The sequence below is a fragment of the Neorhizobium sp. USDA 3394 genome, from assembly GCF_056280385.1.
Map to the genome: position 1 here is coordinate 1,804,505 of NZ_JBWCDU010000001.1, position 13,880 is coordinate 1,818,384.

Sequence of the window (13,880 nt, forward strand, 5' to 3'; positions counted from 1 at the left end):
CTACGCCCTTTTTACCGCCGGATGCGGTCCTATTATTCGAAAACCAAAGGCTTGTATCGCCCACACCCCCAACTGTCCAGCCGCTCCACCGCCTAACCGAACGAGAAACCGGCCGCACATCTTTCGATGGCGACCGGCTGATTGGAAGCGTTCGGAGAAAACCCCGCGTGCCGCGAAATGACTTACATCTCGGCAGCCGTGTCGCTGTCGTCGGCATCCGGACCGCCATTCTGCAGGAACCGGTCGGCAATGAGGCCGGCATTCTGGCGGAGCGACGTTTCGATCTCGCGGGCGAGCTCGGGATTGTCACGCAAGAAAATCTTGGCGTTTTCGCGACCCTGGCCGAGACGCTGGCTGTTATAGGAGAACCACGCACCGGACTTTTCGACGATGCCGGCCTTGACGCCGAGGTCGATCAGTTCGCCGGTCTTGGAAACGCCTTCACCATACATGATGTCGAATTCGACCTGCTTGAAGGGAGGCGCCATCTTGTTTTTGACGACCTTGACGCGGGTCTGGTTGCCGACCACTTCCTCGCGTTCCTTGACCTGGCCGATGCGGCGGATGTCGAGGCGAACCGAGGCGTAGAATTTCAGGGCGTTGCCGCCGGTGGTGGTTTCGGGGGAACCGAACATCACGCCGATCTTCATGCGGATCTGGTTGATGAAGATCACCATCGTATTCGACTTGGAGATCGAAGCGGTGAGCTTGCGCAGCGCCTGGCTCATCAAGCGCGCCTGCAGGCCCGGCAGGCTGTCGCCCATCTCGCCTTCGATTTCGGCACGCGGCGTCAGGGCTGCGACCGAGTCGATGACGAGGACATCGACGGCACCGGAACGGACCAGCGTATCGGTGATTTCAAGCGCCTGCTCGCCGGTATCCGGCTGCGAGATCAGAAGGTTCTGGAGATCGACGCCAAGCTTGCGAGCATAGACCGGATCGAGCGCATGTTCGGCGTCGACGAAGGCGCAGATGCCGCCCTTCTTCTGGGCTTCGGCAATCGTCTGCAGCGCAAGCGTGGTCTTGCCCGAGCTTTCCGGACCGTAGATTTCAATGATGCGGCCCTTCGGGAGACCGCCGATTCCCAGTGCGATATCGAGGCTGAGAGAGCCGGTCGATACCGTCTCGATCTCAACAATATTCTCGTTCGAACCGAGCTTCATGATCGATCCCTTGCCGAAGGATCGTTCGATCTGCGACAATGCCGCTTCCAGCGCCTTACTCTTGTCCACGCCTTTATCCTCTACGAGCCGCAAACTATTCTGTGCCATCTGGTCCCACCTTTAGGTTATTGCCGCCGTGCAAGCAATGAAGCAGCCGATAAAGGTGATGTACCTATTTTGTTCTCATTTGGCAAGAGCCAGCCAACAGATTGAGTCAAAATAGATATTTTCATTTCGTTCGTAAAATGTTCCCCCTTCCCGAGGTGTGGAAAATTCGCGTTTGAAATCAACGCGGCGCCCCGACGGCGGAGGCGAATCGCGACCTTGGATATTTATGAGCGGCTGTCCGATTCTCACTCCGAATCGAGCATTTCCCGGACCGCGACGGCAAGCTGCTTCAGCGAGAAGGGCTTCGGCAGAAAGCCGAACTTGGCGTCTGCCGGCAGGTTGCGGGCAAAGGCATCCTCGGCATAGCCCGAGACGAAGATGAACTTCATGTCCGGATAGATCTTGCGCAGCTCGGTCAGAAGCGTCGGCCCATCCATTTCCGGCATGACGACGTCGGAGACGACGATATCGACCTTGCCCTGGAGCTCTTCCATGATGTCGAGCGCTTCGGTGCCAGAACCCGCTTCGTGCACGGTATAGCCGCGGGTTTCCAGCATGCGCTTGCCGCCGCGCCGGACGGCCTCCTCGTCCTCGACAAGCAGCACGACCGCCGACTTGCCGGTGAGGTCGAGGTCGTCGGAAACAGGCGTCGACACGGCAGGCGCGACAGCGGCCGGCTGTACCTGCTTACCGGCTGTGGCAGCGTCCTGGACGACGACGGGCGCTTCGGGAATGTGGCGCGGCAGGAAGATGCGGAAACTCGTGCCGCGTCCGACTTCCGATTCGGGATAGATATAGCCGCCGGACTGTTTGACGATGCCATAGACCATCGAGAGACCGAGGCCGGTGCCCTTGCCCACTTCCTTGGTGGTGAAGAAGGGTTCGAAGATCTTGTCCATGATTTCGGGCGAAATGCCCGTGCCGGTGTCGGAGACCTCGACCATCACGAAATCCTCGGCCGGCAGATCCGCCTGGTGGAAACCGCCCGCATCCTCGGCGGATACATTGCGGGTCTTGATCAGGATCGTGCCGCCCTGGGGCATGGCATCGCGCGCGTTGACGCAGAGATTGATCAGCACCTGCTCGAATTGCGACAGGTCGGTGCGCACCGGCCAGATGTCCCGGCCGTAGTCAACTTCGAGCTTCACATTGGTGCCGGAAATCAGCCGGTCGACCAGCATGCGCAGGTCGCCGACGACGTCGGTGAGGTTCAGCACCGCCGGCCGCATGGTCTGCTTGCGCGAGAAGGCGAGCAGCTGGCGCACCAGCACGGCGGCGCGGTTGGCGTTGCGCTTGATCTCCATCAGGTCGGCAAAGCTCGCGTCCGAGGGGCGCGCCTGCAGGAGGAGGTGGTCGGAGGACAGAAGGATAGCCGTCAGGACGTTGTTGAAGTCGTGGGCGATGCCGCCTGCCAGCGTGCCGACGGCATTGAGCTTCTGGGTCTGGGCCATCTGGGTTTCGAGCGCCTTCTGCTCGGTCGTCTCGACGGCATAAACGATCGCGGCCTCTTCCGGCGCCTCGTCGCTCTCGTCGATCACGGCGTTCACATAAAAGCGCACATAGCGGTTCTCGTCGCCCGGGTGGCGCGAATCGATCGGGGCGATATCACCCTGGCCATCCTTGGCGGCGGCAATCGCCTGCATCAGATGCTGGCGGGAATTGTCGTGCACGATGCGGTCGAGTTCGATGCCGGCATCCACGTCGTCGCGGGAAACGACGCCGGCAAACAGTTTTAGGAACGGCGCATTGATGCGCAGGATCCTGCCTTCGCCATCGACGGAGGCGATCGCCATCGGCGTATTGTTGAAGAAGCGCGTAAAGCGCATCGCGGATGCCGACTGGTCGCCCTCGCCGCCCTTCGGCCGCGTCAGCACGATGGTGCGGCTTTCGCCCGGCGCGCCGTCGCGGGTGGCACTGACATTGTGGACCAGCTGGACCGGCAGACTCTGGCCGTTGGCGCGGCGCAGGTCGAGGTCGAGCGTCTCGGTGCGCTTCAGACCGGGTGCTGCCTGTACCGACTGGATCAGCGCCATGCCCTCGCCCGCCACCAGATCGGCGATCGTCACCGAGCGCGGCACGAACTTGGTCAGGTCGATGCCGAGCCATTCAGCAAGCGTGGCATTCAGATAGAAGATTTCGCCCTTCTTGCCGGCGGAGAAGAACCCGACGGGCGCGTGGTCGAGATAATCGATGGCGTTCTGCAGCTCGCGGAAGAACCGTTCCTGGTCGTCGCGTTCCGAGGTGATGTCGGTGATCTGCCAGATGTCTAGCTGGCCCTTGCGGCTGTCGGCGGGCGTCAGCAGACGTGCCTTGAGACGGTACCAATGGGCCCCGGAACCGTTACCGGTCGTCCGTCCGATCGGTTGGAGAAGCCGGAATTCCTCGTGGCCTTCCCGGCCTTCGCGAAGAGCCGTCGTCAACCTGTAAAGCGCCTCGGTCGATTCGCGGGTCTTGGACAGAAGCGCTTCCAGCGACTGCACGTTGCTCGCCTTGGTCGCGCCGGTCATCCGGCCATAGGCGGCGTTGGCGTAAAGAATACGGCCCTTGGCATCGGTGATCAGAATACCGTCGGGATGATTGGCCAGGAAACCGCGGGCGAGTTCGTCGGAACGCGACTGCGGCATGACCTCGACGAGGCCGATGATCGACGACACCAGGAAAAATATGCCGACCATGGCGAGAATGCCAAGCAGGCCGAGCACCAGTTCGTTATCGAGCGCATGCTGGAACAGTACGAACCCGGCTGCCACGCCACAGAGAACGAGCGCCAGAAGGACGATCCGGATGATGGTGCCGCCACGCGTCCCTTTTTCTACCAGGGGCGCCTCGTAGTTGCCGCTCTGCTGCAACTTCGTCATCAATTCCTCGCATTTCGACCGGCGCCGCGGCCATGAACATTCAGGGATCAGGAATCCCGCGATTCCTTATTAGCAAGTTGCAGGTTAAGCAAAAAGCTCTGCCGGGCCACAAAACCCGGGACAGTTTGGCCGAGTGACCTATCTTTCTTGTCTACGCTATTTTTCAGCGCGGGACAGTGACAGTTAGCAGCTTGCTTCGGTAGGAAAAAAGTCGTTTTTTACCGCGGCGTTCATATGAGGAGTGCAAGAGATGTTCGAAGAACTGATGGGCGCCTATGGAGGCCGCCTGGTGATCGCAGTCGTCGGCGTCGGCATTGGGCTTCTCGTCCTCATCGGCGTGCTCTGGCTCATCCGCCGCCGTTCCGGCCCTTCGCCCTTCGTGCGCGGCGGCAAGAACCGCCAGCCGCGGCTTCAGGTGCTGGATGCCGCAGCCGTCGATGCAAGGCGTCGACTGGTTCTCATCCGCCGCGATGGGGTCGAACACCTGATCATGATCGGCGGTCCGACCGATATCGTCATCGAAAGCGGAATTTCCACGGCGGCACCTGGCATGCCGGCAACGGCAGCCAACCGGTTCCAGCCGATGGACATGACGGTTCCCGTTCAGGCCGCGGCCGCCATGGAAGCCCGGCCGGCGGCCGTTGCCGAACCACGCCCTGCCCCGATCCCACGCCCCGCGGCTCCGGAACCGCGCGTCGAACCGGCCCGGGAAAGTGTCGTGCCGCCGCGAGAGACACCGCGCGCCGTTCCGCCGGCGGCTCCCGCTACCGGACCGATACCGATGAGCGGTACACTGGCGCCGCGGCCCGCAGCGCTAGCCCCGGCTAACAATGCAGCAGTTCCCGAACCGACGGCCACCCCCAGGATCGAGCCGCCGGCCCGTCAAGCCCCGGAGGTAAAATCCGAACAGTTGCGGCCGATCGCGGCGCTGGCAGCCGCGGCAACACCTCCGCCGCCTCCTGCCCCCGTCCTTGCCCAGGTTCCCGCTTTCGACGACGCAGCCGACGTGCTCGACGCCGCCCGTGGGCGGGTCTTCCAGGAAGCACCCGAGCCCCGCGCCGTGCCGGTCAGCGCCGCGATCGTGCCGCCTGCCCTGCAATCGGCCGCCGACAAGCCGAAACAGCTCGGCAGCGACTTCGAACGGATTCTCGAAGAGGAGATGGCCAACAACCTCGCGGCCCGCGAGCCTGCCGTCATCCCCCCGCCGAACCGTCAGGTGCAGCCAAGGAACCCCGGCGTGCCGCCGGTCACCGGTGCCACGCCGGAACCGAGCCTGCAGTCGGAAGTCGCCCGCATCTTCGGCGAGATGTCCGTCACCCGCGACAAGTAAGCCGGCGCGAAGTTTGAATTCCGCCAAGAAAAAAGGCACGGAAAACCGTGCCTTGAATTCGTTTGCGACTGATCGGGCGGATTATTCGTCCCGATAGACCTTTTCGCGGCGCTCGTGGCGTTCCTGTGCCTCGATCGACAGCGTGGCGATCGGACGAGCGTCGAGACGCTTGAGACCGATCGGTTCGCCCGTTTCCTCGCAGTAACCGTAGGTACCATCGTCGATCCGCTGCAAGGCGGCATCGATCTTGGAAATCAGCTTGCGCTGGCGGTCACGGGCTCGAAGTTCGATAGCTCTGTCGGTTTCGGAGGAAGCCCGGTCGGCGAGATCGGGGTGGTTGGCGCTCTCTTCAGCCAGATGGCCGAGCGTTTCGCGCGCTTCTCTCAGGATATCGTTTTTCCAGGCAATAAGCTTTGCCCGGAAATACGCTTTCTGATTTGCATTCATGAACTCATCGTTTTCAGAGAGCACATAATTGCTAAGATCGATCTTCTCACTCAACGCGATTCTCCTGAAGAACATCTCATGCGGCGCTCTATATCCTATCCTCCTATGCCGATTCAAGCCTCGCGCTCAGTATTAAGGCATTTTTAAAACTGTCATAAAAATCCGCTAAACGGCTATTTTTTAAGCTTTTATTCTGAATGCCCGAAACTCTTCTCCACAGGAGGCTGCACCGGGGCAGGCTGTTTCAGAACATCTGCGGCAGTTGACGAGTCTCGTGTCGAAAGGCTACCCATCGCTTCCATCCTCTTAACAGCGGTGCCGGGCATGACGACGATCACTCCTCCTCCTTCCCGCATCTACCTGCTGCGCCATGCCAAGTCGGGCTGGGCGGAGCCGGGACAACACGATTTCGATCGCCCTCTCGACAATCAGGGCTTCGCACAGGCCGAGATCGTTGCCGACAAGGCTGCCGATCGCAACTACAGGCCTGATATCCTTCTCAGCTCCACCGCCACGCGATGCCGCCAGACTGCCGAAGCGATCCGCCGCGCGATCAGCGAGGAGATCGAGCCTGTCTTCGTCGATGAACTCTATAACGGCACGCTCGGCACCTATCTCGCCATCCTTGCAGGCCAAAGAGACAGCGGCTCGGTCATGCTCGTCGGCCACAACCCGACCATGGAAGAGGTCCTGGAAGGGCTGATCGGCGCCGACCAGATGATAGCGGCGGTCCCCGGCGGCTATCCTCCTGCCGGCCTCGCGGTGCTCGATTATCGCGGCATTGTCGCCGGCTCGGATGCGGCCTGGACACTAACCGACTTCCTGACGGCCTGAACTGGACCCAAGCGACGGCTTTGCGGCCTCGCAACGGCTCCCTATATAGGCGTAAACTCTGGACCCGGAACGACGCCTTGCCGCCTTCGCTTACCAGCTTCTCGGATGACGCGCGCATCGCGCTCGACAATCTCGCCGACCGCGCCTCGGGCCTCGTGCATCCGACGATCAGGCTCGGCGTGACCGGCCTGTCGCGGGCCGGCAAGACCGTGTTCATCTCGTCGCTCGTCCACAATCTGCTGAACGGAGGGCGGCTGCCGCTATTCGAAGCCATGCGCTCCGGCCGGATCTCGGCGGTGCGGCTCGAACCGCAGCCGGACGATGCCATCCCGCGCTTCCAGTACGAGGACCATATCCAGGCCCTGGTGCGCGACCGCATCTGGCCGGATTCGACCCGCGCCATCTCGGAATTGCGGATCACTCTCGACTACCAGAGCGCCAGCGGCTGGGGCCGGATGTTTTCGCGCGGGCGGCTTTCGATCGACATCGTCGATTATCCCGGGGAATGGCTGCTCGACCTGCCGCTGCTGGCGCAGGATTTTCGCACCTTCAGCGACAATACCGTAACCCTTGCCGGAACCGGCATCCGCGAGGAATTGTCACGGGAATGGCTCGCCCTCGCGAACGGCATAGATGCGGACGCCCCGGCCGACGAAATGACAGCCAGGCGGCTGTCGGAGGCCTTTGCGGGCTATCTCAAGGCCTGCAAGGCGGACGAACGGTCGCTTTCGACCCTGCCGCCCGGCCGTTTCCTGATGCCGGGCGATCTTGAGGGCTCCCCCGCGCTCACTTTTGCGCCGCTGCCGAGCATGCCCGAGACCAAAGCGCCGAAGGGCTCGCTGCGGGCGATGATGGAGCGCCGCTACGAGGCCTACAAGAACGTCGTGGTCAAACCGTTCTTCCGCGAGCATTTCGCACGGCTCGACCGCCAGATCGTGCTGATCGACGCGCTGCAGGCGATCAATCGTGGCCCCGAGGCGGTGCAGGATCTTGAAAGGGCGCTGACCGACGTGCTCGCCTGTTTCCGTCCCGGCCACAACAGCTTCTTCTCCTCCCTGATCGGCCGCCGGATCGACAAGGTCCTGGTTGCGGCCACCAAGGCGGATCACCTGCATCACGAAAGCCATGACCGCCTGGAACGGCTTACCGGCCGACTGGTCGACCGCGCCGTCCAGCGAATCGGCATGGCCGGCGCCGGCATCGAGGTGATGGCGATCGCATCGGTGCGCGCCACCCGCGAGGCGACCGTCAAGGAAGACAACCACCTCCTCCCGGTCATCGTCGGCACGCCGATTTCCGGCGAGATGATCAATGGCGAGCGCTTCGACGGACTTAAGAAAACTGCTATATTTCCCGGTGACTTGCCGGAAGATCCTGAAGCATTCTTTCAAAAACTCGATTCGGCCGGCGCCGAGCTTCCCGAGATCAATGTGGTGCGCTTCCGCCCTCCGGCGCTGGAGGAGGCGAATGGCGGCATGAAGCTCTCGGTGCCGCATATCCGCCTCGACCGCGCCATGCAATTCCTGTTCGGAGACCGCCTCGCATGAGACCGCCCGAGTCACCTCAGAACGGCAAGCGCCGACCCGCATCTTTCTCCGTCGAAGAGGAAAGCGCGTCCGGAAACGAAACCCTGCCCGTCCCTCGCCGCAGCCCGCGCAGCTTCGAGGACGGCGTCGTGGTGACGCCCGACGAAGAGGATCCGTTCGTGACGCCGCCTGAACTGGCAGCAGAGGCGATCCCCGTCGCCGAGCCCCGGGCGCGCAAAAAATTCTCGTTCGTCAACCTGGCGGCGGCGGCCTTCGGGACCTTCCTGTCGCTCGCCTTCGGGCTCTGGGCCGATAGCGTCATCCGCGACCTGTTCACCCGAGCCGACTGGCTTGGATACGCGGCACTCACCGCACTTGCCGTCGGACTTGTCGCCGTCGCCGTGATCGTCGGCCGCGAGATTTTCGGCATGATGCGGCTTTCCGCCGTCCAGACCCTCAAGGCCCAGGCGGAAGAGGCCGCCCTTTCCCCTCGTCCTGCAGCTGCCCGCACCGTCGTCGCCGCGCTCACCAGGATCCTCAGTCACCGGGCGGAGACCGCCAAGGGGCGCGCCAACCTCGACGCGACGAAAGACGAGATCATCGACGGTCCTCAACTCATCGAACTGGCCGAACGGGAGCTCCTGGCGCCGCTCGACCGCAAGGCCCGCGCGCTCATTCTCGGATCGTCCAAACGGGTCTCGATCGTCACCGCCGTCAGCCCGCGCGCCATCGTCGATCTCGCCTATGTGCTTTTCGAAGTGACGCGGCTGATTCGCGCCATGGCCGAGCTTTACGGTGGAAGGCCCGGCACGCTCGGGCTCCTGAGGCTGATGCGGGACGTGATCGCCCACCTCGCCGTCACCGGCTCGATCGCCGTCGGCGATGGTGTCGCGCAGCAAGTTCTGGGACATGGCCTCGCCTCGAAACTGTCCAAGCGTTTGGGCGAAGGCGTGATCAACGGCCTGCTGACCGCACGAATCGGCATCGCCGCCATGGATCTCTGCCGGCCGCTGCCCTTCCGGGCGGTCAAAAGGCCGGGAATCGGCGATTTCATCTCGGATATCGCGACTGTCGGCGGGCGGAAAGATGAACAATAGAGCGTCTGACCATGGCTCAGACCCGGCCATCGTCACCACTCATTAACCATTCCCACTTAAATTACGGGACACTTAAAGTTGCTGCTCGTCAGGGGAAAGTACATGTATTCGCGCTTCTTTTCGCTTCTTGGCGGGTTCGCCGTTCTGACTGTCGCGGCCACCTCCGCCGTGGCGCCGCAGGCTGAGGCCGCTCCGCGTGACAAGGTTTTCTTCCAGTCGGTCGCGGGCGTCTGGAAAGGCCCCGGCGAAATCGTCGCCGGAAAGTACAAGGGCACGAAATTCAGCTGCAACCTCACGGGCGCCGCCGTTCCGGACAGCAATGTCGGCATCAAGCTCGACGGAACCTGCCGCGTCGGCGTGTTCCAGCAGCCGATGTCGGCGACGATCACCCAGAGTGGTCGCGGCTATACCGGCAAGTTCCTGGATGGCGCCGAGGGCAAGGGGCTCGACATCATTTCCGGCTCGGTCAGCGGCGACAAGGTCGTCATGGGCATCAACCGCAATCAGCTCAACGGCGCGATGGTCGCGAGCCTGCGCGGCGAGAACAAGATGAACATCACCATCTCGATCAAGGTGGAAGACCAGATGGTTCCGGTGATCGGGCTCAGCCTCGACCGAGACATGGATTCGATCGCCGTCGGCTCGATCCAACAATAAGACACCAAGGGCGCCTCAGGCGCCCTGCCACCAGTCCTGGCTGCCCCGCCGCGCGACCTTGATGCCTGCAATATCGGCTCCACCAAGCCAGTCGCGCACTTTCCTTCCCTTCACCAGAAGATCCGGGGCGATGTCGGCAAGCGGCATCATCACGAAGCCGCGGTCAGTCATGCGCGGATGCGGCACTTCCAGTTTTTCGGTCTTCTGTTCCCGCGTCCCATAGGTCAGGATATCGATATCGATGGTGCGTGGTCCCCAGCGCTCCAGGCGGACGCGCTTCATGCCGCGCTCGATCGACAGGCAGACGTCCAGCAGGTCCTCCGGCTCCAGTGAAGTTTCCACCAGGACGCAGCAGTTGAAGAAATCCGCCTGGTCGGTCTTGCCCCAGGGCGGGGTCGAATAGAGTTTCGAGACGGCGAGAACGCGGCAGTCCTCGCGCCCATCGAGCTGCCTGAGCGCCTCGGCCATGGACGACGGCGGATCGCCGATATTACCGCCGAGCCCGAGAGCCGCGACCTCGAACGTCTTTTCAGGCGAAATGCTCAACACGCACCTCCGCATAATCCAGGATGCCGGGGATCGGCACGCTCGGCTTGCGCACGGCGATCTCTGCCCGGCGGATCTGCGGCGACCAGGCGCAGAGCGCCTTGGCGATGTCCTTGGCGAGCGTCTCGATGAGGTTGCGGCGGTGGCCGGTCACCACCTTCTCGACGATCTCGTAGGCAATGCCGTAATGCACCGTGCTCGCGACATCGTCGTTTTCGAGCGCCTCGTCCGCCTCGACGTCCATGATGACGTCGATGAAGAAACGCTGGCCGAGCGTGGCCTCCTGCTCGAAGGCACCATGCTTGGCGTAGAACGCACAGTTCTTCAGCGTGATCGTGTATGTCGCCATCAAAGGCCCTCTCTAGCGTTATAAGCGGAGGCTGCGGCGAGAACCGCGTCGGCCATCGCCAGCGCGTCGCGGTTGGCGGCAACGTTGTGGACGCGGAAGATCGAAGCCCCCGCCAAGCGCAGGATTGCGGTGGTCGCCGCGGTGCCGACGTCGCGTTCGTTCGCCTTTTCCCGTCCCGTCAGCGCGCCGATGAACCGCTTGCGCGACGTGCCGGCGAGCAGCGGAAAACCAAGCCCGTGCAATTCGGCAAAACGCGCCATCAATTCCATATCGTCGTCACGGTCCTTGGCAAAGCCGAAGCCGGGATCAAGCACGATCGCCTCGTCGGGAATGCCGGCGCTGCGCGCGATCTCGAGAGATTGCCGCAGGAAGAATTCCTGGTCGGCGATCCGGTCGGCACGCTTTTCCTGCTCGCGGCCACGGCCGGTATGCATGATGCAGACGCCGGCAGATGTTTGAGCCGCGACGGTCGCGATCTCCGGCTCACGCTGCAGGCCGTGGACGTCGTTGATGATATGGGCGCCTGCGGCCATTGCCAGGCGAGCGGTTTCGGCCCGGTAGGTATCGATCGAGATCAACGCATCGGTTTCCGCGGCGAGTCTTTCGATCACCGGCAGGACGCGGTCCTGCTCTTGCGCCGCCGTCACCTCGGCGGCGCCGGGCCGCGTCGATTCGCCGCCGACATCGAGGATGGCGGCACCGTCGCGGACGCAAGAAACCGCGTGAGCCACCGCGGCATCGATGTTTGCGTAGTTTCCGCCATCGGAAAAGGAATCGGGGGTGATGTTGATGATCGCCATAATCTGGCCTTGGCGACCGAGTTCAAGGACACGGCCCCGCCCCACACGCCAGGTGCTGTTGCGCTGCGATATCACCGGCCGGCCGTCTTTCGAAGGGTAACGCAAAATTTGGTGCCTTTGTGTTGCGCTCAGGCTGGCTATGCCCCAAGGTCCCCATAAGTTCAACGTCGCAGGCCATAGAATGTTCTCCATGCGCAGAGTCCGCCGGTTTTTCGGTGTCTTTCTTCTCCTCTGCGTGTTCCCTGCGACGGCCATGGCAGAACCGATCATCAACAAGACCTATTCCTATTTCCGGATCGGCGGCCGCACGGCCGAGGACCTCGACAAGGAACTGGAAAACCGCGGCCCTCTCACCCGCAGCACCGGCCATCGCCATCCCGGCGCCACCGAAATCAAGTTCGGCGGCGACGTCACCTATGTGGAAAAGGGCGGGCGCTGCTCGGTCGGCGGGGCGCGCGTGACGCTTCGAACCCACATCATCCTGCCGCGCTGGGGCAATCGCGGCCGCGCCACCGCCGATCTCGGCTTCATCTGGGATACCCTGTCGAAGGACATCAAGCGCCACGAGGAGCGGCATGCGGAAATCGCCCGCAACCACGCGCGCCAGCTCGAACGGGAACTGCTTGGCCTTCCCCCCAACAGAACCTGCGATGCACTGGAAAGACAGGTGGCGGAAACGACCCGCCGTGTTCTTGAGGCGCATGACCGGGAGCAGCTGCGATTCGACCAGATCGAGGCGGCCAATTTCGACTCGCGGATGATGCGGCTGCTGCAGTATCGTTTGAAACGATCCGGCAATTGATCCGCTTTCTGGGGTGAATCAGACCGACCAACCGCGCCCGGGCTTTTGCGGAGCTTGCGTCATCCCTCGTCAATGACGGGTGATTTATGGTGATAGTCTAAAATAGAAATCTCGGATACAACCTAAGACATAGCTTACCTACCAACGCTTCGAAAAACGAGGCACATGAGGTAGATAGCCGCAGGATCAGCGTACTTTCCGGTTTTCGAACCGATGTGTCGGACGCAGTTGTTTCAGGTGTTCCTGAGTTTGGTTCCCAGTGTTTCAGTTCTCCTGGCGCGTCTTCAAGCCGCAGGTGTTTCCTCCCTCCCCTGCTGGCGATGCGCCCGCCTTGCCTCGCTTGCCGCTTTTGCGGAGCGAGGCTTTTTTTTGCCCGGAAACAGGCCGGAAACAGGCATGTCGGCAAAGTGACGATCAGGCCACGATCAGGCTTGACGCTCGGGTACGTTGACCACGAGCCCGTCGAGATCCGCCTTGATCTTGATCTGACAGGAAAGGCGCGAGTTCGGCTTCACCTCGAAGGCGAAGTCGAGCATGTCTTCCTCCATGGGAGCCGGCGGGCCGACCTTTTCGGTCCAGGCCTCGTCGACATAGACATGACAGGTGGCGCAGGCGCAGGCGCCGCCGCATTCCGCCTCGATGCCGGGGACGGAATTGCGAACCGCATTCTCCATAACGGTGGAGCCCGGCTCGGCTTCGATATCGAAGCGCGTTCCGTCAAAGGCAACGATGGTCAGTTTCGTCATGATAGGGAAATCCGGGATGTTGAAGGGTCAGGGCACACTATTTAAGCGCGCTTTCTTCCGATAAAACCCCGGCGCAGTCAACATTTTCGGGCGCCGCCGGCTGTTCAATCGGCGCCCTGCATACCGATTCGGCGAATCGCTCAGCGGCAGAGCTTGTTGATGAAGTTTTCGGCTTCGACGACGGCGGCAGCGACCGCAGCCCGCAACGAGGCGTCGGAGCCGTTGTCTTCAAGTCGCTCGGCAGCGGTCGAGACCTTGAAGGCGCCGACTGCGCTGGCCGCACCCTTCAGGCGATGCGCGGCTGCAACGACATAGGCGCTATCGGCGCTCGCGATGTCATGCAGTGCACGGCGTGCCTGGCGTGCGAACATCTGGAGCACTTCGACTTCGAGGTTCTTGTCGCCCATGGTCTGGGTTGCAAGATGAACGAGATCGATCGGACGGGACTGGGAAGGGCAACCGCCCCTCAACGTTTCTGGAGCTTCGAACGCGATACTGACCGCTGCCATTGCCATGAACCTGTTTTCCCTGTTGCTCTTCTGATAATGTCCCGAATTGTGCGGGCCAATCGGAGCTATCCCGTTAAATTCCGGCACAATCTGGGCCGGTTTCTTCCC

14 protein-coding genes are annotated in these 13,880 nt (G+C 62.2%); 6 read left to right on the forward strand and 8 right to left on the reverse strand.

The genetic code is table 11. From position 1 onward, the window contains the following. Window positions 1–182 precede the first annotated feature (182 nt). Window positions 183–1,271: a recombinase RecA gene (recA, locus tag ACZ9EJ_RS08570; RefSeq protein WP_046626618.1), complete on the reverse strand. Its 1,089-nt coding sequence runs from the start codon at window positions 1,269–1,271 to the stop codon at window positions 183–185. A 245-nt stretch (window positions 1,272–1,516) separates the two neighbouring features. Continuing rightward, window positions 1,517–4,129 (reverse strand): cell cycle histidine kinase CckA, encoded by a 2,613-nt coding sequence (cckA, locus tag ACZ9EJ_RS08575; RefSeq protein WP_046640353.1) that lies wholly within the window; start codon window positions 4,127–4,129, stop codon window positions 1,517–1,519. Between the two features lie 250 nt (window positions 4,130–4,379). On the opposite strand from cckA, the gene ACZ9EJ_RS08580 reads away from it, so the two are divergent. Next, window positions 4,380–5,459, forward strand: coding sequence for a flagellar biosynthetic protein FliO (locus tag ACZ9EJ_RS08580; RefSeq protein ID WP_046640354.1), 1,080 nt, complete (start codon window positions 4,380–4,382; stop codon window positions 5,457–5,459). Between the two features lie 81 nt (window positions 5,460–5,540). Here the strand turns inward: ACZ9EJ_RS08580 and dksA are convergent, their stop codons facing one another. Beyond that, window positions 5,541–5,960, reverse strand: a complete 420-nt coding sequence (gene dksA / locus ACZ9EJ_RS08585; protein ID WP_046626623.1) for an RNA polymerase-binding protein DksA — start codon at window positions 5,958–5,960, stop codon at window positions 5,541–5,543. Between the two features lie 270 nt (window positions 5,961–6,230). Here dksA and ACZ9EJ_RS08590 point away from each other — a divergent pair, with 270 nt between their 5' ends. The 4 genes from ACZ9EJ_RS08590 (at window position 6,231) to ACZ9EJ_RS08605 (ending at window position 10,020) form a co-directional block, all read left to right on the forward strand. Further along, the gene (locus tag ACZ9EJ_RS08590) at window positions 6,231–6,740 is read left to right on the forward strand and encodes a SixA phosphatase family protein (protein ID WP_046626852.1); all 510 of its coding nucleotides are present in this window, start codon (window positions 6,231–6,233) and stop codon (window positions 6,738–6,740) included. Between the two features lie 77 nt (window positions 6,741–6,817). Then, window positions 6,818–8,287 (forward strand): YcjX family GTP-binding protein, encoded by a 1,470-nt coding sequence (locus ACZ9EJ_RS08595; RefSeq protein WP_046640355.1) that lies wholly within the window; start codon window positions 6,818–6,820, stop codon window positions 8,285–8,287. Beyond that, a complete protein-coding gene (locus ACZ9EJ_RS08600; protein ID WP_046640356.1) occupies window positions 8,284–9,363 on the forward strand; it encodes a YcjF family protein in 1,080 nt (359 codons plus the stop codon). The genes ACZ9EJ_RS08595 and ACZ9EJ_RS08600 overlap by 4 nt, the downstream gene beginning before the upstream one ends. Window positions 9,364–9,465: 102 nt before the next feature. Next, window positions 9,466–10,020 carry a hypothetical protein gene (locus ACZ9EJ_RS08605; protein ID WP_046626629.1) on the forward strand — a complete coding sequence of 185 codons (555 nt, stop codon included), beginning with the start codon at window positions 9,466–9,468 and terminating at the stop codon, window positions 10,018–10,020. A 15-nt stretch (window positions 10,021–10,035) separates the two neighbouring features. Here the strand turns inward: ACZ9EJ_RS08605 and folK are convergent, their stop codons facing one another. From folK to folP, 3 genes are read right to left on the reverse strand one after another with little or no spacing between them, the layout of a single operon-like run. Next, window positions 10,036–10,581 carry a 2-amino-4-hydroxy-6-hydroxymethyldihydropteridine diphosphokinase gene (folK, locus tag ACZ9EJ_RS08610; protein WP_251089712.1) on the reverse strand — a complete coding sequence of 182 codons (546 nt, stop codon included), beginning with the start codon at window positions 10,579–10,581 and terminating at the stop codon, window positions 10,036–10,038. Next, window positions 10,550–10,915, reverse strand: a complete 366-nt coding sequence (folB, locus tag ACZ9EJ_RS08615) for a dihydroneopterin aldolase (protein WP_046626632.1) — start codon at window positions 10,913–10,915, stop codon at window positions 10,550–10,552. Before folB ends, folK begins: the two co-directional genes overlap by 32 nt. Beyond that, window positions 10,915–11,715: a dihydropteroate synthase gene (gene folP, locus ACZ9EJ_RS08620; protein ID WP_080955725.1), complete on the reverse strand. Its 801-nt coding sequence runs from the start codon at window positions 11,713–11,715 to the stop codon at window positions 10,915–10,917. Before folP ends, folB begins: the two co-directional genes overlap by 1 nt. Before the next feature lie 181 nt (window positions 11,716–11,896). Here folP and ACZ9EJ_RS08625 point away from each other — a divergent pair, with 181 nt between their 5' ends. Further along, window positions 11,897–12,517 carry a DUF922 domain-containing Zn-dependent protease gene (locus tag ACZ9EJ_RS08625; RefSeq protein ID WP_052753965.1) on the forward strand — a complete coding sequence of 207 codons (621 nt, stop codon included), beginning with the start codon at window positions 11,897–11,899 and terminating at the stop codon, window positions 12,515–12,517. Between the two features lie 425 nt (window positions 12,518–12,942). Here ACZ9EJ_RS08625 and ACZ9EJ_RS08630 read toward each other — a convergent pair whose 3' ends face one another. Together ACZ9EJ_RS08630 and ACZ9EJ_RS08635 are read right to left on the reverse strand one after the other, a co-directional pair. Beyond that, entirely contained in the window at window positions 12,943–13,263 is a 321-nt protein-coding gene (locus ACZ9EJ_RS08630) for a 2Fe-2S iron-sulfur cluster-binding protein (RefSeq protein ID WP_046640358.1), read from the reverse strand. Window positions 13,264–13,403: 140 nt separating this feature from the next. Then, window positions 13,404–13,772: an Hpt domain-containing protein gene (locus ACZ9EJ_RS08635; protein WP_046626856.1), complete on the reverse strand. Its 369-nt coding sequence runs from the start codon at window positions 13,770–13,772 to the stop codon at window positions 13,404–13,406. Between the last annotated feature and the right edge of the window lie 108 nt (window positions 13,773–13,880).